Below are 26615 nucleotides of genomic sequence, written 5' to 3' on the forward strand. Positions count from 1 at the left end.
TTCTCCGAGAGCGGTTCTCGCGGCCGAAGCGCACGAATTGCCGGGCGCCGCCATGTCGCTTTGGTGGGTGCTGCCGTTTGCCGGGCTATTGCTTTGCATCGCGACCGGCCCGCTGCTGTTCCATCATGCTTGGGAGCACCATTACGGCAAGATCGCTGCCTTCTGGGCAGCGTTGGTGATCGGGCCGCTGGCCATCGCCTTCGGCATCCCGTCCGCCACGCAGGCGGTGCTGCATGCGCTGCTCACCGAATACATGTCGTTCATCATCCTGCTGTTTGCGCTGTTCACCATTTCGGGCGGTATCTTCGTTGCCGGCAACATACACGGCACGCCGCTGGTCAATGCCGGGCTGTTGCTGGGAGGGGCGCTGCTTGCCTCGATCATTGGCACAACCGGCGCCTCGATGATCCTGATCCGGCCGCTCATCCGCGCCAACGACAACCGGCGCTTCAACGCCCATGTCGTCATCTTTTTCATCTTCCTGGTTTCCAACATCGGCGGGTCGCTAACGCCGCTGGGCGATCCGCCGCTGTTCGTCGGCTTTCTGCGCGGCGTCGATTTCTTCTGGACGACAGTTCACCTGCTGCCCGAGACGCTGTTCGTCGCCGGCGTGGTGCTGGCTGTTTTCCTGGCGATCGACATCATCATGCATCGCCGGGAGGAAGGCGCGCCGAAGATCAAGGATCCGACGCCCGACAGCAAGGTGCGCATTCGCGGCCTGGCCAACATCCCGCTGCTGGCCGGCGTAATCGCCGCGATCCTGATTTCCGCTGCCTGGAAGCCGGGAGTGAGTTTCTCTTTTCAGGGCGTCAGCCTCGAGCTGCAGAATCTGGTGCGCGACGCCGCCATCCTGATACTGGCCTTCACTTCGCTTGTCGTCTCGCCGAAGGAGTTTCGCGGCGCAAACGCCTTCAACTGGGGGCCGATTGCCGAGGTGGCGAAGCTGTTCGCCAGCATCTTCATCTGCATCGTGCCGGTCGTCGCCATATTGCGGGCCGGGCTCGACGGCGCGCTGGCGCCGTTGGTGCTGCTGGTCAGTTCGCCGACCGGCGCGCCGGACAACCTTGCCTATTTCTGGCTGACCGGAGCGCTGTCGTCCTTCCTCGACAATGCGCCGACCTATCTGGTGTTCTTCGAGCTGGCTGGCGGCGATGCGCAGCATCTGATGACCGAGTTCGCCTCGACGCTGGCGGCGATCTCGGCAGGCGCGGTGTTCATGGGCGCCAACACCTATGTCGGCAATGCGCCGAATTTCATGGTCTATGCCATTGCCAGGCATCGCGGCATCAAGATGCCGAGCTTCTTTGGCTATATGGCATGGTCGGGCGCGGTGCTGATCCCGACATTCCTGCTTGCCGGCTTGCTGTTCTTTGCCTGATCATCCGACGCCGACATAGCGACGGACCGCCGAGGGATCGGCACGCAGCTCCTCAACGTCGACCGTCTCGCGGTTGCGGCCGTTTTCGATGAAACAAACGCGGTCTGCGACCGAGAGCACGGCATCGACGCGCTGCTCGACAAGAATTGTCGACACGCCAAGCGCACGCAGCTTCGACACCGTTTCGCGGATCTTGGCGATCATCGACGGCATCAGCCCTTCGGTCGGCTCGTCGAGCAGAAGCACCTGTGGTTCCAGGCACAGGGCGCGGGCCATGGCCAGCATCTGCTGCTCACCGCCGGACAGCGTGCCGGAACGCTGCCTGAGGCGCTGGCGCAGCAGCGGAAAAAGATCGAGCACGTTTTCGCGCGTCGCCTTGCCCTTGTTGCGGGCCATCAGGCCGATCTCGATGTTTTCAGCCACCGTCATCTCGGCGAACAGCCGCCGGCCCTGCGGCACGTAGGCGAGGCCGGCCTTGGGCACCTCGTGCGCCGGCAAGCCGGTCAATTCCCGCCCTTCGAGCCGGATCGAGCCTGAGCTTACCGGCACCAGGCCCATGATTGCCTTCAGCGTCGTCGTCTTGCCGGCGCCGTTGCGGCCGAACAGGCAGAGCACTTCGCCCTCGTTCAAGACAAGATCGAGGCCATAGAGCACCTGGACCTCGCCATAGAAGCAGTCGACCCCGGAGATCGTCAGTGCCTTGGACTGGGCCTCAGCCATGGGTCGTCCCCAGATAGGCGTCCTGCACCGCGGCATTGGCGCGGATCTGCTCGGGCGTGCCTTCAGCCAAAATCCTGCCGGCGTTGAAGACGGTGATGCGGTCGGCGAGCCGCATGACCACCGGCATGTTGTGCTCGATCAAAAGCACGGTGGCGCTATCGGCGATCTCGCGCACCAGCTCGATGAAATTATCGATCTCGCTGTCGGCCAGCCCTTGCGTCGGTTCGTCGAGGATCAGCAGCCGCGGCTTCAGTGCCAGTCCCATCGCCACTTCCAGCAACCGCTGGTGACCGTAGGACAGCTGCCCGGCCGGCATGTCGGCGCGGTCGGCAAGGCCGGTACGCTCGAGCGCGGCCATGACGCCGGTGTGAACCGCGCCCTTCGAGCGGCCGTCGGTCAGCGTGCGCTGCACCGGCAGGGCAACATTGTCGTAGGCGCTGAGATTGGCAAAGACGCTGGTGATCTGGAAAGTGTAGGCGACGCCAAGGCGAACCCTGGCGTAGGCCGGCAGATTGGTGATGTCCGCGCCGTCGAAGACGATCATGCCCGACGAGGGCTGGATACGGCCGCTGACCAGGCTGACGAAGGTGGTCTTGCCGGCACCGTTGGGGCCGATGACAGCGCGGATCTCGCCCGGCATCAGCGCGAAGTCGACGCCGTCGACGGCGCGCAAGCCGCCGAAACTGCGCGACAGGCCTTTGGTGGTGAGCAGCGGCATCATGGCAACCACCCGAGCCAGCGCTGGCGGATGCTGCCGAGAATGCCTCTCGGGAAGAACAGCACCAGCAGGATGAGCGCTATGCCGACGATCAGCAGATAGGCCGAGGTGTAGCCGCTGGCGACATCGATGACATAATACATGAACAGCGTGCCGATCAGCGGACCGAGCGTGGTAGCGGCACCGCCCAGCAGCACCCAGAGCAGCGGCAGGATGGAATATTGCACCGAAGCGAAGCTCGAGCCGACATAGCCGAACAGCAGCGCATAGGCCGCGCCGGAAGCCGCGCAGATGCTGCCTGAGATGACGACGGCGGCGAGCTTGTTGGAAAATGTATCATAGCCAAGCATTTTGGTCCGCTCTTCGTTCTCGCGGATGGCGACCAGCACGCGACCGTAGCCGGAGCGGACTATCGCCAGGCTTATGAGCAGCACGATCGAGAACAGTGCCAGCGCGCTCATATAGCGCACGGTCGGGTTGGTGAGGTCGAGCGACGTGCTGCCCAGGACAAGGACACGCATCGGCTGCGGCACGACCATGCCCTGGTCGCCACCGGTCCAGGCAGCGAAATAGAGGATGACGAGATAGAATACCTGCGCGAACATCATAGTGACGATCATGAAGGCGACGCCGGAGGTGCGCAGCGCCAGCAGCCCGATCACCAGCGCGAGAAGCGCGCCGCAGGCAAGCCCGGCTGCGAAGGCGGCCGGCACGCTCCAGCCGAGATGGATGACGGCAAGGCCGGCGCCATAGAGCCCGGCTGAAAAGAACATGGCATGGCCGAGGCTAAGCAGCCCGACATAGCCGAACAGCAGATTGTAGCCCATGGCGAAGACCGCCAGCACCATGATGCGGGCGAGCAGGCCGTGATGGTATTCCGGCAGGACGAAGCTAAGCCCGAAAAGCAGGGCGATGACGCCGAGGTGCAGCGCATATGGCTTTGCCGGCGAAGCATCCTTCATCGCGATGTCGTCCCGAACAGGCCCTGCGGCCGGAACACCAGCACCATGGCGACGAGCAAGGTGGCGATGATCTTGGCCAGCGTCGGTGAGAAGAACACCGAGATGATGCCGTCGGAAAGGCCGATCAGCACCGCGGCGACGACCGTGCCTCGCAGCGAGCCGAGGCCGCCGATGATGACGACGATGAACGACAGCAACAGCGGGTCCTGTCCCATCAGATAGTGGGCCTGGCTGATCGGCACGATCAGCACCGCGGCGACAGCAGCCAGCATGGCGCCGAGCGCGAAAACACCGGCATAGACTCTCGTCACCGGGATGCCGAAGGCCTGCGCCGTCTCGCTGTCATATTGCGTGGCGCGCATGACGAGGCCGATTTTCGTGCGCGTCAGCACCAGCCAGGTCGCGACCAGCAGCAGCGCCGACGCGGCGATGATCGACAGCTTGTAGCCGGAATAGCCGAACCACGGCAGGAGGATGCGGTAGCTGAACGGCGGCTCCACCGGCCGCGCCTCCGGGCCGTAGAAGGTCAGCGCCAATTGCTGGATGATGTAGAGCATGCCGATGGTGGCGACGATGGTGGCTTCCGGATTGTAGTTGAGCCGGCGCAGCACCAGCCGTTCGGCGACCAGCGCGATCAGGCCGACGATCAGCGGCGCCAGCACCAGGGCGGCCAGGAAGCCGAGCGCCGGATGGCCGGATATCGCCGTAGAGATCGCCCAGGCAAGCACCGCGCCGAGCATGAAAAACTCGCCATGCGCGACATTGACGACGCGCATGACGCCGAACACCAGCGACAGGCCAAGCGCCGTCAGCGCCAGCACGGCGGAGGTGACGAGGCCTTCGAGGGCGGCGAGGAGCAGGTGGGGTCCGAAGTGCATCGGTTACACACCCATCGCAGGTGCGAGGCGCACCCCCCTCTGTCCTGCCGGACATCTCCCCCTCAAGGGGGGAGATTGGCAGTTCCCGCGAAGGCGGCCACCTACCGGCCTTTGCGATTGGCGAAAGCGCTGGTGACAGCCAATCTCCCCCCTTGAGGGGGAGATGTCCGGCAGGACAGAGGGGGGTGGGCCGAAGCGCACTGTGCTTAATGAAACCAAGCTCACAGCGTCTGCGTCGTGTAATCCCCCTCAGGCTCATAGAGGCCGTCCTCGATCTTGGTCTTGTGGACGACATTCAGCCGGCCGCCTTCGACCTTGGAGATGTTCTGGATACCAAAGCACTGGTGGATCTTGCCGTTGAAGGTTTTCGGTCCCTGCGGATGCTCGGGCCCCTCGGCGAACTCGGTCAACGCCTCGGTCGCCTCGACCAGCTTGGCGCGGTCTTCCGGGCCCTTGTAGCCGGCATCCTCCATCGCCTTCTTGACGACGTAGAGCGTTTCCCAGCAGCCGAACATGTGCGCGGCGGTGGAGACGTCCTTGGGGTCGCCGACGGCGGCACCATTGTCATCGATGCCGACGGCGGCGCGGTAGGCCTTCTGTGCGGGGGAATCATCGGGCTGCGCGTAGCGCGGCGAGCCTTCCCAGAAATGGCTACCGTCGAGGAATTCGAGGCCGGGGCTGTTGATGTCGGTGGCTTCGAGCGAATCGATGAAGCCGAACAATTGCGGCCGATTGGAGCCGTAGAACTCGCCGAGCTCCTTGACGAAGGTGAGCACCGCCGGGCCGACCATGACGTGGTAGATCACCTCGGTCTCCGCGGGGATCTGCGGGAAATATTTGGTGAAGGAGGATTCCGTCGGCGGAATCGCGATCTGCGCAATGACCTCGGCGCCTTGCGCCTTCAGCGCCGGCGGCAGGTAGTCGCGATGGTCATAGCCGAAAGCGAAATCGGGGAAGATCTGCGTCACCTTCTTGCCGGCATTGGCGGCAATCCACGGTGCCATCGACTGGATCTGGCTCTTCACATCGGTGATGCCGGGCTGGAAGATGTAGCGGTTCAATTTGGTCGAGGCGACGTGGTGGCCTTCGCTGACAACGAAATAGGGCATCTTGGCCTCGCCGGCGGCCGGCGCCGAGCCGATGACGACATGCGAAAACAGCGTGCCGTAGACGATGTCGGTCTTGTGCTGGGAGGCGAACTTGCCGACGACTTCGGCGCCCCGGCCGGGATCGGTGCCGTCATCCTCGATGATCACGTCGACCGGCCGGCCGTTGATGCCGCCGGAATCGTTGATCGCCTTGACGGCAGCCGCTGTGGTCTTCTCGTACCAGCGGCCATAGGCGGCGCCGATGCCGGTGCGGTGCGACTGGAAGCCGATCTTGATCGGCGCCGAGCTCTGCGCCTGGCTGTAACGCACGAAACCCGGCGCGACGGCAAGACCGACGCCGGCGGCAAGGCCCTTCAGCGCCGTGCGGCGGGTGAGAGCGGATCTGGAGAGATCGAAAAACCCATTCTTGTCAGTCACGGCAGTTCCCCTTGTTTTTGAGCTTTGACCAATGGCTGTAGCAGGCAGGCCACTCTTGTTAAGAGGGGCGAAAATTGCATGTGTACAAACTAAATCACCAAAGCTCTGACGTGGCAAGCGAGCTTTCCCCAAGGTTCGATTGACGGGCATCGCACACCTCGTTCATCCGGCGCTCGGCGTCGCAAGCAGCCATAGGCCGAGGACGGTGTAGGCGATCATCAGCACGGTGAGCGGGAACTGGCTGAGCGCGGCGCGAGCCGGAATGGCGTGCAGCCGCCAGGCCAAGCCATGGGCGACAAGCACAGCAAGCATGTGGCCGGCTATGATGACGCCGGCCTGGAGGTTCCACAGCCACCACGCCGAACCGGCACCGGCGACGACGCCGGCTTCAATTGACATGTCGGCGGTACCGAACAGGTTCCAGCCCAGCGCAAACGGGTCGGAGAGAGCGGCAATCGCATATTGGCCGTCGACCAGCAGCGCCGTCAGATAATGCGCGAAGTGGTAGGCGAGCGCGATCGGTACGATCGACCAGACCAAAAGCCCGGCGGCGTGACCGAGCGAATGCTTGCTGCCGGCAAGGTTCTGGCCAAGAAAGACGGCGAGCTCGAACACGGCCGCAAGCACGGCAAAGGTCATCACAAGGCCGAAGCTGCCGATGCCGATCAAAGCGGTGCGTCCCGGAAATTCCACCGGATTGATGCCGAACCAGCCTAGCCAGAAGAAGGTTTTCGACAGGCCGTCGAAGGACACCGACGACAGCGCAAGCAGCAGGAAAGCGACGCCGCTGAGCGGTAGCGGCGCGGCAGCGAGCAGCTTGGCGCCCGGCCAGCAGAGTTTTAGCCGGCCGTCTGCAATACGTTCGACGATGGCGAAGCGCGCCACCATGGAAAAGAACACGGTCAGGAACTCACCGCGCAGGGTCCAGTCGCGGTAGCCGAAGACCTGCATGGCGGCGAAGCTCAGCAGCCAGTAGAGGCCGGCGGCCCAGGCCAGCCGCGCCGGATCGTCGGGCGCAGGGTCGATCAGCTCGAACCAGGCGAAGGCGAAGAACAGCAGGAAAGCCGGCCAATAGCCGAGCCGTTGGGGGAGCAGATACGGCTGCGTTCTGCCGGACAGGCGCGAGGCGACGCGGCATGGCCCGTACCAGGGGTTGAGCCACGACCAGAGATCGCCGGCGAGCCCCTGCAACAGAGCCAGGCCAACCCAGAGAAGCGTCCATACGGTCAGCGGCATCGGATTGGAAAGCGGATCGCGGCTGCCGAACAGGCCGGCGGCAATCAGAATTGCAAAGCCGGCAAAGGATACCAGGCTGACGGCAGTCCGCGCGGTGTCACCGAAGGTGAACAGCGGCAGGCGTTTGCGCCAGAAGCGGTCGAGGGAGTCCGGCGGCAGTAGCGCCAGGACAAGGAAACTGGCGGCAACCGCGAGCGCGCCGCCGGCAAGGTAGTAGCGGGTGGGAAGGAGCAGGACGTGGCCGCGGTCGGAGGCGTGGGCGAAGGCGGGCGTGGGCAAGAATGCAAAGGCAACAATGACGAGAGCTAAACTGTAACGACGGCGCTCTACGGCGCCCCCCTCTGTCCTGCCGGACATCTCCCCCACTTGGGGGGAGATCGGCGGTTCCGCCGTCGGCTCTCCTTCTGCAACTTTAGCGATTGGCGAAAGCAGCAATGAGGGCGCAATCTCCCCCCTCGTGGGGGAGATGTCCGGCAGGACAGAGGGGGGCGCGAAGGAACTCATACTACGCAAGAGTTCCCCTACCTCACACCTTCACCAACTGCTCCACGCGGTCCTTCTGGCCGAAGATGCGCAAATAGCGCTCGATCTCTTTCTCGTCGCCTGTCGACTTGGCCGGATTGTCGGAAAGTTTGACCGCCGGCCTGCCGTTGGCTTCGGTGACCTTGCAGACCAGCGAGATGGCGTCTAGCCGGTTGGTCTCGGTCGGCGCGCAGCCCTCGAAATCGTTGGTCAGGTTGGTGCCCCAGCCGAAGGACATGCGCACCTTGCCGCGGAAGTGGCGGTAGGTTTCCTCGATGGTCTCGACCTCCAGCCCATCCGAGAAGATGAGCAGCTTCTGCTTGGGGTCCTTGCCCTTTTCGCGCCACCAGGAAATGATTTTCTCACCGCCTTCGATCGGCGGCGCGCTATCGGGGCGGAAGCCGGTCCAGTCGGCGACCCAGTCCGGTGCATCGCGCAGGAACGCCGCGGTGCCGAAGGTGTCCGGCAGTACGATCAGCAGGTTGCCGCCGTAGTAGCGCTGCCAGTCCTGCAGCACGTTGTAGGGCGACTGTTTCAATTCCTTTTCCGAATTGGTGAGCGCGGCGAACACCATCGGCAGTTCATGCGCATTGGTGCCGAGCGCCTCGAGATCGTTGTCCATGGCGAGCAGCACGTTGGAGGTGCCAGTGAAGGCCTCGCCGATGCCCTCCTTCAACGCTTCGACGCACCAGCGCTGCCACAGGAAAGAATGACGGCGGCGGGTGCCGAAATCCGAGATGCGGATGCCGGGCAGCGCCTTCAGCCGCTCGGTCTTGGCCCACATCTTGGCCTTGGCGCGGGCATAGAGCACGTCGAGCGCGAACGGCCCGAACGCCCGCATGGCCGCGCGAGATCGAAGTTCATTGATAATTGCCAGCGCCGGGATCTCCCACAGCGTCGTGTACATCCACGGGCCGCTGAAGACGAGTTCGTATTGGCCGTCGCGCTTGGAAAGCTCGTATTCGGGCAGCCGGAAATTTTCCAGCCAGGCGAGGAATTCCGGTTCGAATATCTGCTTGCGGCCATAGAAGGTGTTGCCGCCGAGCCAGATCATCTCTTTCTTAGAGAAGCGCAAGGTGCGGGCATGGTCGAGCTGCTCGCGCAGCTCCGTCTCATCGATCTCCTCGGCAAGGCGGACCGAGGTGGTGCGGTTGATCAGCGAGAAGGTGGCGTCGACCTTGGGATACATGCCCCAGATCATCTGCAGCATCAGAAGCTTGTAGAAATCGGTGTCGAGCAAGCTGCGGACGATCGGGTCGAGCTTCCAGGTGTGATTGTAGACGCGCCGCGCTATATCGGTCTTTGCCATCGCTCAATGCGCCTTCGCTGCTCGCTCTAGCTTTTGTCTAGCGCAATTCCGGACGGAAAACCGCTGCGCACTTTTCCTGGAATTGCTCCAAATGCCTCTTAGCATCGAATTTTTGAACGCGCCTCCCGCTTTGCGGGCTGGCCCGACAAAAAGAAGCCGCTGCGGCAAGCGGCGCCTACGGCAGTTTCGGCCTCAGGATGCGGTCTTGGCGCCGACCACCTTGAGCGCTGGACGCTTGCGGCGAATGCCGATGCGGCCTGCCACCGGCGCGTCGGCGCGGCGGTCGGCCTGCTCTTTCTCGGCAAACAGCCAGTCGATGAACAATTGCACGATCGGCGCCGACCGCATCTCGTTGCGGCAGACGACGTAGAAATCGTCGACGGCCGGCACGGAAAGACTGAACGGGGCGACAAGCAGGCCCCTGGCGAGCAGTCCGCTTGCCGTCACCGTATCGCCGAGCGCCACGCCATGGCCGTGGACAGCCGCCTCGGTCGCCATGCGCGCATCGCCGAGATGATGGCGGCGGCCGCGCTCCAGGTCCAGCGCGTCGGCGGCGGCCAGCCAGGTATGCCATCCGCGGCCGTCGTCGCCATGCAGGAAGACGTGATCGGCGAGGTCGCGGACGGTGCGGATCGGGCGGTTGTTGATCAGCGTCGGGCTGACCACCGGGAACAGTTCGAGGCCCGACCATTTGCGCATCCAGCAGTCGGTCCAGCTGCCGTCACCATAGTGCACGCAGACATCGATATGCGGTGCGCGGACGTCCTTGGCATCATTGGATGGGATCAGCGTCAGCCTGATATCCGGATATTGCGAGGTGAAGCTGCCCAGCCGCGGGATCATCCACAGCAACAGTAGCGCCGGCACGCAGGATACAGAGAGAACGCCGGTGCTGGCCGGCCTCGTCATGCGCTGCGTGGCGGCGGCAATGCCGTCGAAGGCGGTCGACACCGCCGGAAGCAACTCGGCGCCGTGTGGCGTCAGCTTCACCCGCTGACCGGCACGCTCGAACAGCTTGACACCCAACGATTGCTCGAGCGCCTTGATCTGATGGCTGATGGCGCCGTGGGTGACGTTGAGCTCAGCCGCCGCCTTGCTCAGCGAGGCGTGGCGCGCCGTCGCCTCGAAGGCGCGCAGCGGGTTGAGCGGTGGCAAACGCTTGGCCATTTGGACCCTAGGCTCTGTGAGATTTTCTCACAGATAACACACTAACAATATCAATTGATTTTTCAATGCAGCTACGGGACACTTTGCCTAGGCATTGCATCACGACGTGAAATCTGCAGGCAGCCGACGGCTGCGGCTATCGGGGCCGCTGTCCGCGCGCCGCACCAGCCATGGAGGACCGACATGGGTTACGACCGCGGCAAGCTCGAAGCGTTGCGCCGCAAATACGGCGAGAGCCATGGCGGCGAAATGTTCGACCCGAAATTCCAGCGTGTCGCCGACAAGATCTTCTCCAAGACCGGCACGCGACTGGCGCCCTATTCCGGCATCCCGACCTTCCTCGCGGCGCCCTATCGTGAAATCGCCGCCGACAATCCGGATTTCGGCGATCTGCAGGTGGCGATGATCGGTGTGCCGATGGATCTGGGCGTCACCAACCGGCCGGGCGCCCGTTTCGGGCCAAGGGCGCTGCGCGCCATCGAGCGCATCGGCCCCTACAACCATGTGCTGGAATGCGCGCCGACGCATGAGCTGAAGGTCGCCGACATCGGCGACGTGCCGTTCCAGAGCCGCTACCGGCTGGAGACCAGCCATGACGACATCGAACGCCGCACCAACCAGATCGTCGACGCCGGCGTCCTGCCCTTGTCTGTCGGCGGCGACCATTCGATCAGCCACCCGATCCTGAAGGCTGTCGGCAAGAGGGCGCCGGTGGGCATGATCCATATCGACGCGCACTGCGATACCAGCGGCCTGTTCGACATGACCAAGTTCCACCATGGCGGGCCGTTCCGCAACGCGGTGCTGGACGGCGTGCTCGACCCGAGCCGCACTATCCAGATCGGCATTCGCGGCTCGGCCGAGTATCTGTGGGAGTTCACTTATGAGTCCGGCATGACCGTCGTGCATGCCGAAGAGGTGACCGGCCTCGGCATTCCCGCCATTATCGAGAAGGCGCGCAGGATAGTCGGCGACGGCCCGACCTATGTCTCCTTCGACATCGACAGCATCGATCCGGCCTTCGCACCGGGCACCGGCACGCCGGAGGTCGGCGGGCTGACGACGCGCGAAGTGCTCGAGCTGCTGCGCGGCCTGAAGGGACTCAACATCGTCGGCGGCGACGTGGTCGAGGTGGCACCGCAGTACGACGCGACCACCAACACGGCGCACGCCGGCGCGCAGGTGCTGTTCGAGATCCTCAGCCTGATGGTCTTCAGCCCGGCAATCACCGGCAAGGCGGGCTGACACGCTCGACCATGATCCCGAAAGTGGGAACCGGTTTTCGGAGAAGATCATGGTCCACTAGAGAATCCAAAGGCGACCGCCGCGCTGGAGCCGGCGGTTGCACTCAAACAAACAAGCTTCCAGCAGGGGAATGACAATGACACTTCACATGAAACTCAAATCGTCCATCGCCGCCGTGCTGATGCTCGGCGCGACCGGTTTTGCTTTCACGACGCAGGCCGTCAATGCCGACGCGATCGACGACATAGCCAAGGCCGGCGCCATCAATGTCGGCATCTTTTCCGACTTCCCGCCCTTCTCCTCGGCCAGCGCCGACATGAGCATCAAGGGCTACGACATCGACGTGGCGCAATCCATCGCCGACCAGCTCAAGGTCAAGCTCAATCTGGTCAGCGTGACCGGCCAGAACCGCATCCCGTACCTTACCGACAAGCGCGTCGACCTGCTGATGAGCGTCGGCTATTCCAAGGAGCGTGAGCAGGTGATCGATTTCGCCGCCGCCTACGCGCCCTATTACATCGCCGTCATCGGCCCGGCAGCTCTTGCGGTCAAAGGCAAGGAAGACCTCGCCGACAAGTCGATCGCCGTCAATCGCGGCACGCTGGAGGATACCTCGCTGACCGAGGCGGCACCGGCCTCGGCCGACATCCGCCGTTTCGACAACTACAATTCCGTCATCCAGGCCTTCATTTCGGGTCAGACCCAACTGATGGTGGTCGGCAACGATGTCGGCGCCCAGGTGCTCGCCCGGCAGGAGGAACTGAAGCCGGAGCAGAAATTCCAGCTTCTCACCTCGCCCTCGCATATCGGCCTCAACAAGAAGGAAGACCGCCTCAAACAAGCGGTCAACGATGCGGTTGCCAAGATGCTGGCCGACGGCAGACTGGACGAAAGCTCGAAAGCCTGGCTGAAGACGCCGCTCGATCCCGCCAATCTCAAGGATTGATGGCCGGTGAGCTATAGCCTCGACTTCGGCTGGCTTGCCGGGGCGACAGGGGCGATCGCGCGCGGCGCGGCCACGACGATCCTGTTGATCGCTGTCACCACGCTGGCGGGAACGTTGCTCAGCATCCTCGGCGCCGCAGGGCGGCGGAACGGTCCGCTCCTGCTCAAGCGGGCGATCGGCGTCTATGTCGAGGTGATCCGCAACACGCCGTTCCTGGTGCAGCTATTCTTCATCTTCTTCGGGCTGCCCAGCATCGGCGTCAAGCTCGATCCGGTGCTGGCAGCCATGCTGGCGATGACGCTCAACATGGCCGCCTATACGATCGAGATCGTTGGCGCCGGGCTCGACGCGGTGCCGCCCGGGCAGACGGAAGCGGCACTGGCGCTTGGGCTCAGGCCGCGCCAGGTCTTCATCAAGATCGTGCTGCCGCAGGCGCTCAAGGTAATCTATCCGGCGCTGACCAGCCAGATCGTCATCATGATGCTGGAATCCGCCGTGGTATCGCAGATCGCCGTTCGCGAGCTGACCTATGAAGCCGACATGCTGCAGGCGCGCACGTTCCGGGCTTTCGAGACCTATTTCATCGTGACGATGGTCTATCTCATCCTGTCGATTGGGCTGCGCCGGCTGCTGGTCGGCGGCGGGCGCCGGCTTCTCGGAGCCGGCGTGTCATGATCGAATTCACCTTCTGGGACATTCTGCGCAACCTGCTGCTGGCGGCGCGCTGGACGGTGCTCTTGTCGCTGGCCGCCTTTGTCGGCGGGGCCGTGGTCGGCATGATCGTGCTGTTCTTCCGGATCGCCAAGAATAAATGGGCGCGCCGGTTTGCCTCCGGCTATATCGCGCTTTTCCAGGGCACGCCGCTGCTGATGCAGCTCTTCCTGATGTTCTTCGGCTTGCCGATGCTGGGCCTGCGCATCGAGCCGTGGACCGCGGCGGTGCTTGGCCTGACCTTCTTTGCCAGCGCCTATCTCGCCGAGATCTGGCGCGGCGGCGTCGATGCACTGCCGCGCGGCCAGTGGGACGCCGGCGCCAGCCTCGGCCTGCACTATCTGCAGGAACTCCGGCTGATCATCTTGCCTCAGGCGTTTTCGATCACCCGCGCACCGACCGTCGGCTTTCTGGTGCAGCTGATCAAGTCGACCGCGCTGACGTCGATCATCGGTTTCGAGGAGCTGGTGAGGACATCCAACGCGATCAACAATGCGACCTTCGAACCGTTCAAAGTCTATGGGCTGGTAGCGCTGATCTTCTTCGTCATGTGCTTTCCGCTGACGCAATACGCACGTTCGCTCGAGCAGCGGGCGGCGGCCCGCTGAGCGGGCGACCAGCAATTCAACGCCCGAATACCAGCGGCGGCGCGATCCTGTCACGCCGCAGCCAGCGCCCTAGCAAGAGCGCCGCAACCACCGCCAGTCCCGACGACAGGCCGATCCAGATGCCGACGCCGTTGAAGCCGAAACGGAAGGCCAGCAGCACGCCGAGCGGCAGCCCGACGCCCCAATATCCGATCGCGGCATAGATCATCGGCACCTTGGTGTCGTGCAGGCCGCGCAGCATGCCGCTGGCGACCGCCTGCGCACCGTCAAAAACCTGGAACAGCGCGGCAAAGGCGAGGAACGACACGGCAAGCGCCACCACCTCGGCATTAGCCGGATTGCCCAGATCGATGAAGGCGCCGATCAAGAGATGCGGCCACAGGATCATCACTAGCCCCATCAGCGCCATGAAGGAGACACCGACGACATAGGCGGTCCAGCCAGCCCGGCAGACACCTTCCGGATTGCCGGCGCCGTGGGCAAGTCCGACGCGCACCGTCACCGCCTGGTTGAGGCCGAGCGGCACCATGAAGGTGATCGAGGCGATCTGGATGGCGATCGCATGGGCGGCAAGCGAAGCCGCATCGATCAGGCCCATGAGAAAGGCCGCCGCGTTGAAGATCGTCACCTCGAACGCCAGCAGGCCGGCGATCGGCAGGCCGAGCCGCAGCAGGCCCTTGAAGCGCGGCCAATCGGCGCGCCAGAAGCGTCCGAACAGACGATAGCGCCGGAATTTCTTCTCAAGCATCACCACCGCCGCCATGCCGGCGAACATCAACGTGCTGGACAGAGTGGTGGCGAGGCCGGAGCCGGCGATGCCCATCGATTGGATGCCGAGATTGCCGAACATGAACAGCCAGTTGAAGAAGGCGTTGCAGGCGACGGCAACGAAGACGATGATCAGCGCCCAGCCCGGCCGCTCCAGCGCCGAAATGAACGAGCGCAGGACGATGTAGCCGAAAAAGGGCAGCACCGCCCATTCGAGCCAGCGCAGATAGATGCCGGCCTGGTGCGCCAGCGCCGGTTCCTGACCCATGGCCAGCAACACGCTCTCGCCGTGCCAGAGAAGGGCCCATATCGGAATGCAAATGAGGATCGCCAGCCACAGACCCTGGCGCACGGTGCGGCGCAGGTCGCGCACCGAGTGCCGGCGACGGCCGAGCTCGGTCGCCATCATCGGCGAGGTCGCCAGCATCAGGCCGAGCCCGAAGATGAGCGGCATGAAGTAGAGATTGGCACCAAGCGCACCGCTGGCCAGCGTGTCCGGCCCCAGCCGCCCCATCATCATGACGTCGGTAGCGGTCATCGCGGTCTGGCCGAGATTGGTCAGCACCATCGGCCAGGCGAGCGCCAGCATCGCCCTGATTTCCCGACGCCAAAGGTTTTCCGGCGCGCGAGCGTCGGCTTCGATCGCAGACATTCTAGTTTTCCGCCTATCCGATTGCGGCACGTCGGCAAGAGCCGGAAGCCGCGTCTCAGCGCGGAAAATGGCCAAGATCGGCCGGATTCCGCATTACGACGGGTTTGTCTATCAAATGGGCACCGGTGGCAAGAGGCTGACTTGCGGAAGGGTTAAGCCAGTCGGTTCAATGCAGGCTATTGGAGAGGCTATGGAAGCCGCTATGGTCGCGGCAGAATCCATTTGAAAGGCAGCCTGATGAGCGCGTTTCCCGAAATCTATCTGGTTCGGCATGGCGAGACGGAATGGAGTGCGTCCGGAAAACATACCGGCCGAACCGACATACCGCTGACGCCGGCCGGCGAGGAAGCGGCAAGGCGGATCGCTGAGCGGCTCAAGGGCCTGTCCTTCTCGGCGGTGTGGTCGAGCCCGTCGCAGCGCGCCTTCAACACCTGTGCGCTGGCCGGCTTCGGCTCGTCAGGCGTGAAGAAGGACGATCTGGCGGAGTGGGATTATGGTGCCTATGAGGGATTGACCACCAAGCAAATCCTCGCCGAGCGCCCCGGCTGGCGTCTCTTTCGCGACGGCTGCCCGAGCGGCGAGTCCGCCACGGATGTCGGCTCGAGGGCGGACCGGATCGTCAGCCAGTTGCGCGAGGTCGGCAGCAATGTCCTGGTCTTCTCAAGCTCGCATTTCCTTAGGGTGCTGGCCGCACGCTGGCTCGGCCTGCCGCCGCAAGCCGGCGCGTTTTTCGTGCTGGATACCGCCAGCATAAGCGTGCTCGGTTATGAGCACGACCTTGACGAGCCGGTCATCCGGCGCTGGAACCAGAGATAGCAACCGATCCCGATTTATCGGATCGCGTCCAGCGCCTGCCTTTGCCTGTGCATTTCGAGAAACACGCGGTAGTCGCGATCGAACCGGCCGGCGGCAGCCGGATTGGGCTCTCGCGTCCTGCCGCCCTGTTGCATGGCGACGCAGGCAGCGTTCAAATCGGGAAAAAGCCTGGCCGCGGTGGCGGCAATCATGCCGGTGCCGAGCAGCACCGCCTCGTCCGCCAGCGGCTCGACCACCGTGCAGCCGGTTGCATCGGCATAGAGCTCCATCAACAGCGGGTTCTTGGTGTGGCCGCCGGTGACGTGCAGCGTGTCGATCAGATAGCCGTTCTCGTTCAGCGCTTCCAGCACATGACGGACGCCAAGCGCGATGCTGACGGCGGTGCGCCAGTAGAGCTTGCACAGACTGTCGAAGGAGGCATCCAGCGTCAGCCCGCTGATGACGCCGACGGCATGCGGGTCGGCGAGCGGCGAGCGGTTGCCGTGAAAATCGGGCAGTACGTGCAGCCTTGCGGCGAGGTTTTCGCCCTCGGCGGCACGCAACTCGGCGACGCGGTGGGCAATCCTGGCATGCATGGCGGCATCCGGCTCGCCGCCGGCGCCATGCCAGCGGATGATGTGGTCGAGCAGCGCGCCGGTGGCCGACTGGCCACCTTCCGACAGCCACAGGCCGGGAAGGGCTGCGCCATAATATGGGCCCCAGACACCGGCGAAAGGCTGCGGATCGGGCGACATCGCCATGACGCAACTCGACGTACCGGCAATCAGGGCCAGATGGCGGCCGATGTTCGTCGCGTCACCGGCGAAACCGCCGAGCACGCCAAGCGCGCCGGCATAGGCATCGATGACGCCGGCGCCGACCCGGCATTTTTCGGTGAGGCCAAGCTCCGTCGCGGCTTGCGCGCCGAGCGGGCCGATATCGGCACCGACCGGGCTTGCCTTTTCCGGCAGGTTGCCGTGCTCAAAGATATCGCCGAGCCCGACGGCTTCGAAGAAGTCGCGCCGCCAGCCGGTCGCTTCATGGGCTAGATAGGTCCATTTGGCGGTCAGCGTGCATTGTGAACGGGAGAGCGAGCCGCTTGCCTTCCAGGTGAGGAAGTCGGTGAGGTCGAATAGATAGCCGGCTTCGTTCCATGTTCCGGGCAGGTTGCGCTTCAGCCACATCAGCTTCGGCGTCTCCATTTCCGGCGACATGACGCCGCCGATATAGTCGAGCACAGCGTGGCCGCTTTCAGTGCATTCGTCGGCCTCGGCAATTGCGCGATGGTCGAGCCAGACAATGGTGTCCCAGCGCCTTTCACCAGTGACGGACACGCTGAGCTGGCCGCCATGCCGGTCTCGCACCACCAGCGAGCAGGTGGCATCAAAGGAGATGCCGACGATATCCTCGGCCCGCACGCCCGCCTTTTCGCGGGCAGCGCGGACGGCCATGCACACCGCCGACCATATATCCTGCGAATCGTGCTCGGCATGGTCGGCCTTCGGCTGTTGCATGGCGATCGGGTGCTCGGCGCGGCCGAGCAAGGCGCCACCGGTGTCGAGAATGCCGGCACGAGCGCTTCCGGTGCCGACATCGACCGCGCAAACGAAACTGTTGGTCAAGGTGTTCTTGCTCTCGCTCCCAGGCCTGCAATCAGATCGGGCAATTGCAGCATGTCAGCGAATATAAAGTCCGGCTCACTCGACGCAAGCCGCGCTTTCAATGCCGGGTTGCCGGTGTGCGAGCCGCCGGTGAAGGCAAGGACGCGCATGCCGGCCGCCCGCGCCGCTTCGATGCCGGCCGGGCTGTCCTCGACGACGAGGCAGTTTCGCGGGGCCGCTCTCATTTTATCTGCTGCATGGAGAAAGAGATCGGGCGCCGGTTTGCCCCGCGCCACCATGGCGGCGCTGAACAAATGCGGCTCCAGCAGCCCAAGCAACCCGGTGACGTCGAGCGCATAGCGGATGCGTTCCAGGGTGCCGGAGGAGGCGACGCAGCACGGTACGCCGAGCCTCGGCAGGACCTGTGCGATACCTGGCATCGGTTTCAGCTCCTCGCGGAATCTGCGCATCAGTTCGGAGCGCATCTCGGTCAGATGCTGGTCGGTGAGATCGAGCCCGAAGTCGCTTGCGAGGATTTCGCGGACGCTCTTCATGCTCTTGCCGAGGAAGTGCTCGTAGGCAATGTCCTCGCTGACGTTGCCGCCGGCAAGCGCGATCATCTCCAGCAATGCCGAGACGGACAGCATCTCACTGTCCACCAGCACGCCGTCACAGTCGAAAATGACCAGTTCAGGCGTCATCGCGCTGGATCGGCTTCAGAGGTCGCCGGCGAGATAGCGCGTCAGTGTCGCGCGCGCGCCGTCCGCCCACAGCAGTCTCAGCGCTTGGCCGAAGGCTTCAGCGAACGGCGGCGAGCGGCCGACATCGCCATAGATGTCCTCCATGGCAAGCCAGGCGGCAGGCATGTCCCTGGCCGCCTTGGCCGTCGCCTGCAACCGGCCCCAGTTCGGGTCGTTGGGCTCGGTGACGGCACCGGAATCCGTCGTGCCGAAGCAGTAGCGACACCAGAGCGCCGATTCCAGTGCAAGGCCGGTGACACTTTTGCCAGCCTTCAGCCGGTCGGCGATGGTCGGAATGATGAATTTCGGCTGGCGGTTGGAGCCGTCGAGGCAAAGCCGGCGTATGGTGTCGCCGATCTTCGGATTGGAGAAGCGGTGCTCGATGAGCTGGTAGTAATCTTCGAGGTCGGTGTCCGGAACCGGCGGCACGGTCGGGATGATTTCGTCATGCTCGAGCTTGTCGAGGAAGCCGCGTACCAGCGGCTCCTGCATCGCCTCATGGACGAAATGGATGTCCATCAGCCCGGCCGGATAGGCGATGGTCGCATGGCCGCCATTGAGGATGCGGATCTTCATCAGCTCATAGGGCGCGACGTCGCTGACGAACTGCACGCCGACCTTTTCCAGCGGCGGGCGGCCGTCGGTGAAACGGTCCTCCAGCACCCATTGCTTGAACGGTTCGCAAAACACCGGCCAATTGTCGTCGAGGCCGAACTCGCTGGAGAGAATGCCGCGCTCGCGGTCGGTGGTGGCCGGCGTGATGCGGTCGACCATGCCATTGGGAAAGGCAACGTTCTCGCTCACCCAGTTTGCCAAACCTTCGTCGATCAGCCGCGCAAGGCCGATGACGCCATCTGAGGTGACGTGGCCGTTATGGGGGATGTTGTCGCAGGACATGATTGTGAAGGGCACGATACCGTCGGCGCGGCGGCGCAGCAGCCCGGCGAGGACGAGGCCGAAGACGGTCTTCGGCGTCGCCCCCGGCTCAGCGTCGGCAACGATGTCGGGATGTGTCGGATTGAAGACGCCGGATGCCGGATCGATGAAATAGCCGCCCTCGGTAATGGTCAGGGAGACGATCTTGATCGCCGGATCGGCAAGCCGCTCGACGATTGCGGCCGCATCGCCCGGCACCAGGAAGTCGATCATGACGCCGGTGACGCGCGCGCTCATATGGCCGCTGTCCTGCTCGACCACGGTGGTCAGCCAGTCCTGCTCCTGCAACTTGCCGCGGCCGACCTTCTCGCCCTCGAAGACGCCGGCGCCAACAATGGCCCAGTCGTGGCCGACACCCGAATTGAACAGGTCGTCGAGATAGACGGCCTGGTGCGAGCGATGGAAATTGCCGACGCCGAAATGCACGATGCCGGCCTTGAGCGCGGCGCGATCATATTTCGGGCCGGCGACCTTGGGCGGCAGCTTGGCGAGGATGGAAGAAGAGAGTTTCACGGTCATCTGCTTTTACCCTTTAGCGGGACGGCTCTTCCCCCCGTGGAGGAGACGGGGGGAAGAGCGCCTTCGCCCCCTCAACTCATCCACTGGCCGCCATCGACATTGTAGGTCTGGGCGACGATGTACTCGGCCTCATCGCTGGCCAGGAACACCGCCATGCCGGTGAGGTCTTGCGCCGTGCCCATGCGGCCATAAGGCACGGCTTCGCCGACCAGCCTCTTCTTCTCGCCCCTCGGCCGGTTCTCGAACTTGGCGAACAAGGCATCGACATGGTCCCAATGCTCGCCGTCGACGACACCCGGGGCGATGGCATTGACGTTGATGCGGTGTTTGATCAGGTCGAGCCCTGCCGACTGGGTGAGCGAGATGACCGCCGCCTTGGTGGCGCAGTAGACGGTGACCAGCGCCTCGCCGCGGCGCCCGGCCTGGCTTGCCATGTTGATGATCTTGCCGCCCTTGCCCCGGGCAATCATCGAACGGGCGGCGGCCTGCAACGTAAACAGCGTGCCGGCGACGTTGACCGAAAACAATTTGTCGTAGCTTGTCTTGGTGATCTCGACGATCGGCGCCAGGTCGAACAAAGCAGCGTTGTTGATCAAGATATCCAGGCCGCCGGCCCTGGCTTCGACTGCCTTGACGGCCTCATCGATAGACGCGAGATCGGTGACGTCGAGCTTTACCGCGTAGGCGTTGCGGCCGATTTCCGAAGCCGTCTTCTCGGCGGCTTCGAGATTGATGTCGCCAATCGCGACCGTCGCCCCTTCGCGCATGTAGGCTTCGGCAAACGCCCTGCCGATGCCGCGCGCCGATCCGGTAATCAGCGCCGATTTACCCCGGAGCCTCATTGCAGCATCGCCTTCCCGTCGGCGCCGAAACGATGCAGCTTGGCCTTTTCCGGCGTCAGGTAGATCGTGTCGCCGTGATGGGCGGCCAACTCGCCGTCGGCACGCACCGTCAGCTGCCCGACACCATCCGCCTGGACGTGCAAAAACGTGTCGGAGCCGAGATGCTCGGCAACCCCGACCGTCGCCTTCCAGTCGCCTGACGTCTTCGAAATGTTCATATGCTCCGGGCGGATGCCGACCGTCTTGGCGCCATATTTGGCGGCCGGCGCGCCTTCGATCAGGTTCATCTTCGGCGAACCTATGAAGCCGGCGACGAACAGGTTCTTCGGCGTCTTATAGAGCTCCATCGGCGAGCCGACCTGCTCGATATTGCCGGCATTGAGCACGACGATCTTGTCGGCCATGGTCATCGCCTCGATCTGGTCGTGGGTGACGTAGACCATGGTTGTCTTGAGCTGGTGATGCAGCTCGCTGATCTCCAGCCGCATGGTGCCGCGCAGCGCCGCGTCGAGATTGGACAAAGGCTCGTCGAACAGGAAGGCCGACGGCTGGCGCACGATGGCGCGGCCGATGGCGACGCGCTGCCGTTGGCCGCCGGAGAGCTGGCCGGGGCGGCGGTCGAGGTAGTTGGTGAGGTTCAGGATCCGCGCGGCGTCCTTCACCTTCTTGTCGATGGTCGCCTGGTCCTCGCCCGCCATCTTCAGCGGGAAGGCGATGTTCTTGGCCACCGTCATGTGCGGGTAGAGCGCATAGGACTGGAACACCATAGCCAGCTTGCGCTTGGCCGGCGCCTCGCCGGTGACGTCGCGACCATCGATGATGATGGTGCCGCCGCTGGTATCCTCGAGACCGGCGATCAGACGCAACAGGGTGGATTTGCCGCAGCCCGACGGGCCGACGAAGACGACGAACTCTCCGTCCTCGATGACGAGATCGAGGCCGGGGATGATGGACGTCGCCCCGAAGGATTTGGAGACGTTCTTGAGCGTGATGTTTCCCATGGTTTCCTCCCCCGAAGGGCTATCTTTTCGTTTTGCGTCAGGCGATGCCCGCTACTTTACCGCACCGAATGTCAGGCCTCGGACCAGCTGCTTCTGGCTGAACCAGCCCATGATCAGTATCGGTGCGATCGCCAGCGTCGAGGCGGCCGAAAGCTTGGCCCAGAACAGCCCCTGCGGGCTGGAGAAGGAGCTGATGAAAGCGGTGAGCGGCGCGGCCTCGGTGGTGGTCAGCCGGATCGTCCAGAACGCCTCGTTCCAGGCGAGAATGATGTTGAGCAGCATGGTCGAGGCGATGCCGGGGACCGCCATCGGCGTCAGCACATAGATGATCTCGTTCCAGAGCGATGCGCCGTCCATGCGCGCCGCTTCCAGGATCTCGCCCGGGATCTCGCGAAAATAGGTGTAAAGCATCCAGACCACGATCGGCAGGTTGATCAGCATCAGCATGACCATCAGGCCGATGCGGCTGTCGAGCAGACCGGTATCGCGGAAGATCAGATAGATCGGAAACAGCACGGCGACGGCCGGCATCATCTTGGTGGAAAGCATCCACATCAGGATGTCCTTGGTGCGTTTGCCCGGCGAAAACGCCATCGACCATGCCGCCGGTATGGCGACGAGCAGAGCCAGGATGGTCGAGCCGACCGACAGGAACACCGAGTTCAGGAAGAATTTGAAATAGCCGTTCTGCGCCTGGACCTCGGAATAGCTCTCCGTGGTTCCCGACGGGAACAGGTTGAAGCCCTGGATAGCCTCCTGCTCCGACTTGAACGAAGTGATGATCGTATAGAGGATCGGGAAGAAGATCAGCAGCGCGACGATCCAGGCGGCCGCGGTAGCAATCGTCTTGTGCTGGGTGGTGACTGCACGTGCCATGGTCAGGTCCTCCCTATCGGCGATGTTGGCGGCAGGGTCGACCCCCACTCCGGTTTGCTGCGCAACCCACCTCTCCCCCGATCGAGGGGGTGGAGGAAGGGCGCGGTTTCGATGCAGGCCTTTCCTCTACCCCGGGCAGGGGGAGAGGTGTCCCGCGCAGCGGGACGGAGTGGGGGTGGTTCAGCGCACGTGCCATCTTATCCTCCCTTATTTATCCAGGTTCTTGCCGACAGCGCGCATGGCGAAGAAGGCAACGATGTTGGCGAGAATGACGGCAATGATACCGCCGGCGGACGCCTGGCCGATTTTGAACTCCAGCAATGCCTTCTGATAGACGAGGAAGGGCAGGTTGGTGGAGGCGTAACCCGGGCCGCCATTGGTGGTGACGAGGATCTCGGCATAGACCGACAGCAGGAAGATCGTCTGGATCAGGATGACGACGGTTATGGCGCGCGACATATGAGGCAGCGTCAAATAGATGAAGCGGCTGATGAAGCCGGCGCCGTCCATTTCGGCGGCTTCCTTCTGCTCGCCGTCGAGCGACTGAAGCGCGGTCAACAGGATCAGCGTAGCAAACGGCAGCCATTGCCAGGCAACGATGATGATGATCGCCAGGAGCGGATGCTGCCCGAACCAATCGATCGGCTGCCCGCCGAAGAAGCGCGCAATATCGGCGAAAACCCCGTACTGCGGATGCATGATCATGTTCTTCCAGACCAGTGCTGCCACCGGTGGCATGACGAAGAACGGCGAGATGACAAGGATGCGGACGATGCCCTGTCCCCACATCGGCTGATCGAGCAGAAGGGCGAGCAGAATACCGCCGATCACCGTGATCAAAAGCACGCTGACGACGATGGTGAGCGTGTTGAGGATCGACTGCAGGAATGCCGGGTTGGAATAGAACAGCGCGTAGTTCGAAAACCCGACGAAGCCGTCGCGCATCGGATTGAGCGGGTTGTATTGCTGGAAGGAAAACCACAGCGTGAATGCCAGCGGCACAATCATCCAGACCAGCAGCAGCACCACGGATGGCGCCATCATGAAACGGGCAAGCGAACGGGTCTGCTGAGTAGCCATGACGGTCACCCTTCGAGGTCGGCCAAGTTTTTCAGCGGTGTGAAAGCTGGCCGCCCGAACTGGGATTCGGGCGGCCGTTGCCGGTCGCCATTGGCAACCGGCACCCGGAGGAGCTTACTTGATGTAACCGCCCTCGGTCATCGTCGCGGTGGCGGCGTCCTGCGCCTGCTTCAAGGCATCGTCGACGCTCGACTGGCCGGCAAGTGCCGCCGAGAAGAGCTGGCCGACGGTGGTGCCGAGACCCTGGAACTCAGGAATGGCGACGAACTGGACGCCGACATAAGGCACCGGCTTGACGGTCGGGTGCGTCGGATCGGCGGAGTTGATCGAGTCCAGCGTCATCTTGGCGAAAGGTGCTGCCTTCTGGTATTCGGGATTGGCATAGAGCGACGAGCGCGTTCCCGGCGGAACGTTGGCCCAGCCTTCCTTCGAGGCGACGAGCTCGGCATAGTGCTTGCTGGTTGCCCAGGCTACGAACTTTTGAGCGGCGTCGGCCTTCTGAGTGCCGGCGGGGATGGCTAGCGACCATGCCCACAGCCAATTGCCGCGCTTGCCGAGGCCATTGTCCGGCGCCAGCGCATAGCCGACCTTGTCGGCGACGGTGGAGTTCTTCGGGTCGGAAACGAAGGAGGCAGCGACGGTAGCGTCGATCCACATGCCGCATTTGCCCTGCTGGAACAGCGCCAGGTTTTCGTTGAAGCCGTTGGACGACGCGCCCTCGGGGCCGTCGGCCTTCATCAGGTCGACATAGAACTGCAGCGTGTTCTTCCATTCGGGCTGGTCGAATTGCGGCTTCCAGTTCTCGTCGAACCAGCGCGCGCCGAACGAGTTCGACATGGCGGTCAGGAAGGCCATGTTCTCGCCCCAGCCGGCCTTGCCGCGCAGGCAGACGCCGTTCACGCCGTTGGCGCGGTCGGTCATCTTGTCGGCGGCCTGCTTGATGAAGTCCCAGGTCGGTGCATCGGGCATCTTGAGCCCGGCCTTTTCCATCAGGTCCTTGCGGTACATGACGAAGGAGCTTTCGCCGTAGAACGGGGCTGCGTAGAGCTTGCCGTCGACCGACAGGCCGCCGGCTATGGCCGGGATGATGTCCTTGACGTCGTAATCGTCGCCGAGTTTGTCGAGCGGCAAAAGCCAGTTCTGCTTGGCCCAGATCGGCACTTCATAGGTGCCGATAGTCATCACGTCGTACTGGCCACCCTTGGTGGCGATGTCGGTGGTGACGCGCTCGCGCAGAACGTTTTCCTCGAGCGTGACCCACTGCAGCTGGACGTCGGGATTCTTGGCGGTGAAGTCGTCGGTCAGCTTCTGCATGCGGACCATATCGCCATTGTTGACCGTGGCGATGGTGATGGATTCGGCATGCGCGGCGAAAGCGAGCGCGCTGGCCGAGAACAGGCCTAGGGTGAACGTGCGAAGTTTCATCAAAATTCCTCCCATAAACCAAGATGAGCATTTGCCTTGGCTGTGAGCAATTACTCACTTGCGATGAATTATGTCAAGACGGATTCGTTGCTGCAGCGCAGCACGCCGGGTCTTGTGCAGCGGCAAGCCTGGGACGTTTGCGGCATGTCTGACGAAGGATTCGGCCGGGCTGATTGGGCCCGGCGCTTTGCTATCGGGCTTGCTGGGATTCAGCCTACTGGCAAGCGATTTCACTCAGGATCCAATCGCGGAAGGCGCGGATCTTCGGCACGTTGCGTCGTGCCGTCGGATAGACCAGCCAATAGGCGTGGCCGTCGTCACCGACCAGATCAAAGGGCTGGATCAGGCGGCCGTCGGCAAGTTCGGTCTTGAACAGCGCCTTGGTAACGATCGCCACGCCGTGGCCGGCAATCGCGGCATTGGCCTCGTAGGCCTGCGCGCCCATGCTGGTGCCGGGACGCCTGGCCAGATCCTCGACCGGCAGGCCGGCGGCGGCAAACCAGTCCCGCCACCAGATGTCACCCGGGTCGAGGATCGGCAGCCGCAGCAGGTCGGCCGGCTCCTTGACTCCGCCGATGCTTGCCGCGAGCTTTGGACTAAGGACCGGCGTGAAATCGGCCCTGAAAAGCATATGGGTCTCGACGCCCGGCCAGTTGCCACCGCCGGAGCGGATGGCGATGTCGATATCCTCTCTGGCAAAGTCGACAACCCTGTTCGAAGTATCGACGCGCACCGCCAGCGACGGATGCGCGACCTGGAACGAACCGAGATGCTGCGCCAGCCAATTGGAGGCAAATGTCAGCAGCGTCGAAACGCAAAGCAAGCCGTCGGCGCCGGTGCGCGCGGCGGCATAGGCGCCGCTCAACAGCGCGAACGCCTCGCTGACCGCGGGCGCCAGGCGCTGGCCGGGTTCGGTCAGCACGATCTGTTTTGGCTGGCGCAAGAACAGGGGCGCGCCGATGCGCTCCTCCAGAAGCTTGATCTGATAGCTTGCCGCCGCCTGCGTCATGCCAAGCTCCTGGGCGGCCTTGGTGAACGAGAGATGCCGCGCCACCGCCTCGAACACCCGGATCGCCTGAAGCGGAGGAAGCTGCGAAACCAGCTGTCGTGAATTGAGCTCCGGCATAAGCCCTCCTTATGGGCAGTGATCGACGTTTGATTGGCGGCACCGGCCGGTCCTACCGATATTCCGTATTGAAGATCAATTACGCCTAGGGATAGCGAAGGCTGACGATCATGACCACAATACAGGAAAAGCTGCTTCTTGCTCCAGCCCATGGCTGGTTTTCACGGTTGGCGCGGGGATTGGCAAGGCACGCGGCGCGGAAACGGGCCTATCTCGACGTCCGGGAGCTGCCGCCGCATCTGCAGCGCGACATGGGCTTTCTCGACGGCAACGATCCTTGCGGCCGGCACCAGTAGTGACGCTCGTTTTATCGGGGATTCAGATGCGT

Annotated in this window: 25 protein-coding genes; 7 read left to right on the forward strand and 18 right to left on the reverse strand. The window is 63.5% G+C overall.

Going from position 1 to position 26615, the window contains the following annotated elements:
- Positions 1-52: 52 nt before the first annotated feature.
- Complete coding sequence (locus tag NKJ73_RS04795) at positions 53-1378, forward strand: sodium:proton antiporter (protein ID WP_502905362.1); 1326 nt, start codon at positions 53-55, stop codon at positions 1376-1378.
- Here NKJ73_RS04795 and NKJ73_RS04800 read toward each other — a convergent pair whose 3' ends face one another.
- The 8 genes from NKJ73_RS04800 to gcvA (NKJ73_RS04835) form a co-directional block, all read right to left on the reverse strand.
- A complete protein-coding gene (locus tag NKJ73_RS04800) occupies positions 1379-2098 on the reverse strand; it encodes an ABC transporter ATP-binding protein (RefSeq protein ID WP_023676973.1) in 720 nt (239 codons plus the stop codon).
- Positions 2091-2819, reverse strand: coding sequence for an ABC transporter ATP-binding protein (locus NKJ73_RS04805; protein WP_023676974.1), 729 nt, complete (start codon positions 2817-2819; stop codon positions 2091-2093). Before NKJ73_RS04805 ends, NKJ73_RS04800 begins: the two co-directional genes overlap by 8 nt.
- Positions 2816-3778 (reverse strand): branched-chain amino acid ABC transporter permease, encoded by a 963-nt coding sequence (locus NKJ73_RS04810; RefSeq protein WP_023676975.1) that lies wholly within the window; start codon positions 3776-3778, stop codon positions 2816-2818. The genes NKJ73_RS04805 and NKJ73_RS04810 overlap by 4 nt, the downstream gene beginning before the upstream one ends.
- On the reverse strand, positions 3775-4656 hold the full coding sequence (locus tag NKJ73_RS04815; RefSeq protein ID WP_352568540.1) for a branched-chain amino acid ABC transporter permease: 882 nt from the start codon (positions 4654-4656) through the stop codon (positions 3775-3777). The genes NKJ73_RS04810 and NKJ73_RS04815 overlap by 4 nt, the downstream gene beginning before the upstream one ends.
- A 221-nt stretch (positions 4657-4877) precedes the next feature.
- A complete protein-coding gene (locus NKJ73_RS04820; protein WP_352568542.1) occupies positions 4878-6182 on the reverse strand; it encodes an ABC transporter substrate-binding protein in 1305 nt (434 codons plus the stop codon).
- A gap of 162 nt (positions 6183-6344) precedes the next feature.
- A complete protein-coding gene (locus tag NKJ73_RS04825) occupies positions 6345-7775 on the reverse strand; it encodes a hypothetical protein (RefSeq protein WP_023676978.1) in 1431 nt (476 codons plus the stop codon).
- 169 nt (positions 7776-7944) lie between these two features.
- Complete coding sequence (gene pncB, locus NKJ73_RS04830; RefSeq protein WP_023676979.1) at positions 7945-9249, reverse strand: nicotinate phosphoribosyltransferase; 1305 nt, start codon at positions 9247-9249, stop codon at positions 7945-7947.
- Positions 9250-9441: 192 nt separating this feature from the next.
- Positions 9442-10416: a transcriptional regulator GcvA gene (gene gcvA, locus NKJ73_RS04835; RefSeq protein WP_352568543.1), complete on the reverse strand. Its 975-nt coding sequence runs from the start codon at positions 10414-10416 to the stop codon at positions 9442-9444.
- A 183-nt stretch (positions 10417-10599) separates the two neighbouring features.
- On the opposite strand from gcvA (NKJ73_RS04835), the gene speB reads away from it, so the two are divergent.
- The 4 genes from speB (at position 10600) to NKJ73_RS04855 (ending at position 13926) form a co-directional block, all read left to right on the forward strand.
- Positions 10600-11661 (forward strand): agmatinase, encoded by a 1062-nt coding sequence (gene speB, locus NKJ73_RS04840; protein WP_023676981.1) that lies wholly within the window; start codon positions 10600-10602, stop codon positions 11659-11661.
- Between the two features lie 136 nt (positions 11662-11797).
- Positions 11798-12607, forward strand: a complete 810-nt coding sequence (locus NKJ73_RS04845) for a transporter substrate-binding domain-containing protein (RefSeq protein ID WP_352568544.1) — start codon at positions 11798-11800, stop codon at positions 12605-12607.
- A gap of 6 nt (positions 12608-12613) precedes the next feature.
- Entirely contained in the window at positions 12614-13282 is a 669-nt protein-coding gene (locus tag NKJ73_RS04850; RefSeq protein WP_352568545.1) for an amino acid ABC transporter permease, read from the forward strand.
- The gene (locus NKJ73_RS04855; protein ID WP_023722520.1) at positions 13279-13926 is read left to right on the forward strand and encodes an amino acid ABC transporter permease; all 648 of its coding nucleotides are present in this window, start codon (positions 13279-13281) and stop codon (positions 13924-13926) included. Before NKJ73_RS04850 ends, NKJ73_RS04855 begins: the two co-directional genes overlap by 4 nt.
- A gap of 16 nt (positions 13927-13942) precedes the next feature.
- Here the strand turns inward: NKJ73_RS04855 and NKJ73_RS04860 are convergent, their stop codons facing one another.
- A complete protein-coding gene (locus NKJ73_RS04860; protein WP_352568546.1) occupies positions 13943-15346 on the reverse strand; it encodes an MATE family efflux transporter in 1404 nt (467 codons plus the stop codon).
- Between the two features lie 234 nt (positions 15347-15580).
- Between NKJ73_RS04860 and NKJ73_RS04865 the strand changes: the two genes are divergently transcribed.
- Entirely contained in the window at positions 15581-16162 is a 582-nt protein-coding gene (locus NKJ73_RS04865; RefSeq protein ID WP_352456011.1) for a histidine phosphatase family protein, read from the forward strand.
- 14 nt (positions 16163-16176) lie between these two features.
- On the opposite strand, the gene NKJ73_RS04870 is transcribed toward NKJ73_RS04865, so the two are convergent.
- The 9 genes from NKJ73_RS04870 to gcvA (NKJ73_RS04910) all read right to left on the reverse strand — a co-directional run bounded on the left by NKJ73_RS04870 (position 16177) and on the right by gcvA (NKJ73_RS04910) (position 26287).
- Positions 16177-17763 (reverse strand): FGGY-family carbohydrate kinase, encoded by a 1587-nt coding sequence (locus tag NKJ73_RS04870; RefSeq protein ID WP_352568547.1) that lies wholly within the window; start codon positions 17761-17763, stop codon positions 16177-16179.
- Entirely contained in the window at positions 17760-18443 is a 684-nt protein-coding gene (locus tag NKJ73_RS04875; RefSeq protein WP_352455927.1) for an HAD family hydrolase, read from the reverse strand. The genes NKJ73_RS04870 and NKJ73_RS04875 overlap by 4 nt, the downstream gene beginning before the upstream one ends.
- A 15-nt stretch (positions 18444-18458) precedes the next feature.
- A complete protein-coding gene (locus NKJ73_RS04880; RefSeq protein WP_352455926.1) occupies positions 18459-19937 on the reverse strand; it encodes a mannitol dehydrogenase family protein in 1479 nt (492 codons plus the stop codon).
- A 71-nt stretch (positions 19938-20008) separates the two neighbouring features.
- The gene (locus NKJ73_RS04885) at positions 20009-20779 is read right to left on the reverse strand and encodes an L-iditol 2-dehydrogenase (protein WP_023676990.1); all 771 of its coding nucleotides are present in this window, start codon (positions 20777-20779) and stop codon (positions 20009-20011) included.
- Positions 20776-21780: an ABC transporter ATP-binding protein gene (locus NKJ73_RS04890; RefSeq protein ID WP_023676991.1), complete on the reverse strand. Its 1005-nt coding sequence runs from the start codon at positions 21778-21780 to the stop codon at positions 20776-20778. Before NKJ73_RS04890 ends, NKJ73_RS04885 begins: the two co-directional genes overlap by 4 nt.
- A gap of 51 nt (positions 21781-21831) precedes the next feature.
- A complete protein-coding gene (locus tag NKJ73_RS04895; RefSeq protein WP_023676992.1) occupies positions 21832-22656 on the reverse strand; it encodes a carbohydrate ABC transporter permease in 825 nt (274 codons plus the stop codon).
- A gap of 207 nt (positions 22657-22863) precedes the next feature.
- On the reverse strand, positions 22864-23736 hold the full coding sequence (locus NKJ73_RS04900) for a carbohydrate ABC transporter permease (RefSeq protein ID WP_031195183.1): 873 nt from the start codon (positions 23734-23736) through the stop codon (positions 22864-22866).
- A gap of 114 nt (positions 23737-23850) precedes the next feature.
- On the reverse strand, positions 23851-25161 hold the full coding sequence (locus tag NKJ73_RS04905) for an ABC transporter substrate-binding protein (RefSeq protein ID WP_352568548.1): 1311 nt from the start codon (positions 25159-25161) through the stop codon (positions 23851-23853).
- A gap of 214 nt (positions 25162-25375) precedes the next feature.
- A complete protein-coding gene (gcvA, locus tag NKJ73_RS04910; protein WP_352568549.1) occupies positions 25376-26287 on the reverse strand; it encodes a transcriptional regulator GcvA in 912 nt (303 codons plus the stop codon).
- Positions 26288-26397: 110 nt separating this feature from the next.
- Between gcvA (NKJ73_RS04910) and NKJ73_RS04915 the strand changes: the two genes are divergently transcribed.
- Positions 26398-26583 (forward strand): hypothetical protein, encoded by a 186-nt coding sequence (locus NKJ73_RS04915; protein ID WP_254815832.1) that lies wholly within the window; start codon positions 26398-26400, stop codon positions 26581-26583.
- The last annotated feature ends 32 nt before the right edge of the window (positions 26584-26615 follow it).

It is taken from the genome of Mesorhizobium sp. M0074, assembly GCF_040322975.1.
GTDB lineage: Bacteria > Pseudomonadota > Alphaproteobacteria > Rhizobiales > Rhizobiaceae > Mesorhizobium.

Bases quoted from the DNA above. Each gene is read 5' to 3' on its own strand.
- NKJ73_RS04795 (WP_502905362.1), top strand. From the start codon at position 53: ATGTCGCTTTGGTGGGTGCTGCCGTTTGCCGGGCTATTGCTTTGCATC.
- NKJ73_RS04800 (WP_023676973.1), bottom strand. From the start codon at position 2,098: ATGGCTGAGGCCCAGTCCAAGGCACTGACGATCTCCGGGGTCGACTGC.
- NKJ73_RS04805 (WP_023676974.1), bottom strand. From the start codon at position 2,819: ATGATGCCGCTGCTCACCACCAAAGGCCTGTCGCGCAGTTTCGGCGGC.
- NKJ73_RS04810 (WP_023676975.1), bottom strand. From the start codon at position 3,778: ATGAAGGATGCTTCGCCGGCAAAGCCATATGCGCTGCACCTCGGCGTC.
- NKJ73_RS04815 (WP_352568540.1), bottom strand. From the start codon at position 4,656: ATGCACTTCGGACCCCACCTGCTCCTCGCCGCCCTCGAAGGCCTCGTC.
- NKJ73_RS04825 (WP_023676978.1), bottom strand. From the start codon at position 7,775: ATGTCCGGCAGGACAGAGGGGGGCGCCGTAGAGCGCCGTCGTTACAGT.
- pncB (WP_023676979.1), bottom strand. From the start codon at position 9,249: ATGGCAAAGACCGATATAGCGCGGCGCGTCTACAATCACACCTGGAAG.
- gcvA (WP_352568543.1), bottom strand. From the start codon at position 10,416: ATGGCCAAGCGTTTGCCACCGCTCAACCCGCTGCGCGCCTTCGAGGCG.
- speB (WP_023676981.1), top strand. From the start codon at position 10,600: ATGGGTTACGACCGCGGCAAGCTCGAAGCGTTGCGCCGCAAATACGGC.
- NKJ73_RS04845 (WP_352568544.1), top strand. From the start codon at position 11,798: ATGACACTTCACATGAAACTCAAATCGTCCATCGCCGCCGTGCTGATG.
- NKJ73_RS04855 (WP_023722520.1), top strand. From the start codon at position 13,279: ATGATCGAATTCACCTTCTGGGACATTCTGCGCAACCTGCTGCTGGCG.
- NKJ73_RS04860 (WP_352568546.1), bottom strand. From the start codon at position 15,346: ATGTCTGCGATCGAAGCCGACGCTCGCGCGCCGGAAAACCTTTGGCGT.
- NKJ73_RS04875 (WP_352455927.1), bottom strand. From the start codon at position 18,443: ATGACGCCTGAACTGGTCATTTTCGACTGTGACGGCGTGCTGGTGGAC.
- NKJ73_RS04880 (WP_352455926.1), bottom strand. From the start codon at position 19,937: ATGACCGTGAAACTCTCTTCTTCCATCCTCGCCAAGCTGCCGCCCAAG.
- NKJ73_RS04885 (WP_023676990.1), bottom strand. From the start codon at position 20,779: ATGAGGCTCCGGGGTAAATCGGCGCTGATTACCGGATCGGCGCGCGGC.
- NKJ73_RS04890 (WP_023676991.1), bottom strand. From the start codon at position 21,780: ATGGGAAACATCACGCTCAAGAACGTCTCCAAATCCTTCGGGGCGACG.
- NKJ73_RS04895 (WP_023676992.1), bottom strand. From the start codon at position 22,656: ATGGCACGTGCAGTCACCACCCAGCACAAGACGATTGCTACCGCGGCC.
- NKJ73_RS04900 (WP_031195183.1), bottom strand. From the start codon at position 23,736: ATGGCTACTCAGCAGACCCGTTCGCTTGCCCGTTTCATGATGGCGCCA.
- NKJ73_RS04905 (WP_352568548.1), bottom strand. From the start codon at position 25,161: ATGAAACTTCGCACGTTCACCCTAGGCCTGTTCTCGGCCAGCGCGCTC.
- gcvA (WP_352568549.1), bottom strand. From the start codon at position 26,287: ATGCCGGAGCTCAATTCACGACAGCTGGTTTCGCAGCTTCCTCCGCTT.
- NKJ73_RS04915 (WP_254815832.1), top strand. From the start codon at position 26,398: ATGACCACAATACAGGAAAAGCTGCTTCTTGCTCCAGCCCATGGCTGG.